This window comes from Micromonospora sp. DSM 43699, assembly GCF_055517075.1.
Window position 1 is genome coordinate 1 of sequence record NZ_JBTMMT010000173.1, and the last position, 581, is coordinate 581.

1 protein-coding gene is annotated in these 581 nt (G+C 65.9%); it reads right to left on the reverse strand.

Going from position 1 to position 581, the window contains the following annotated elements; genetic code table 11:
* A partial coding sequence (locus tag AC0AIB_RS31090) for a hypothetical protein (protein ID WP_465098061.1) occupies positions 1 to 253 on the reverse strand: 253 nt, incomplete at its 3' end.
* Between the last annotated feature and the right edge of the window lie 328 nt (positions 254 to 581).

The following is a 581-nucleotide window of genomic DNA, read 5'->3' on the forward strand; positions in this document are numbered from 1 at the left end:
AGATGCCGTCGGCGGTCTCCACGTCGAACATCAGGACCACGCGAGGGTTGCTGTTCACCTCCCGCCAGTCGACGAGAACACCGAGCGCAAGCGCCCCCGTACGCAGTTCCGCATTGCGCTTCCGTGCCTCACTGCTCAGGAGCGGGTTCGGGGCGACGCCCGGGAAGCCGGGCCCGACGCCGAGCGATTCCCGACTCAGGTCGGGCCTGAGCTGCGCCATCAGATCGTCGATCTTCTTCTTCCTACCGAACATCCTGGCCCCTCCCCCACACCGGTGCCGGAATCTCGGCCTGACGCTTCGCCCTCGCGGCGATCATACGTCGCCGGCCATTCCCTTCCGGGCCGAGCGTCCCGTCGGCTTCGGGAGCATCCCTCGATCAACGACCACTGGGCAGCACACCTAGTGAGGGCGGGTCACGGAGTCTTGGCCCGCCCTTCGTTGTACCGTTGCCAGCCCCCTGTCTGTCAGGGTGAGTTGGGGCCAGCGGCTCGTAGCAAGTCCGCCGGACAGGGCGAGTTCAGGATCGAGAAGCGTTGAATACTGCTGTTGACGTCGTGACGGCCCAGGATGGGGTCATGAG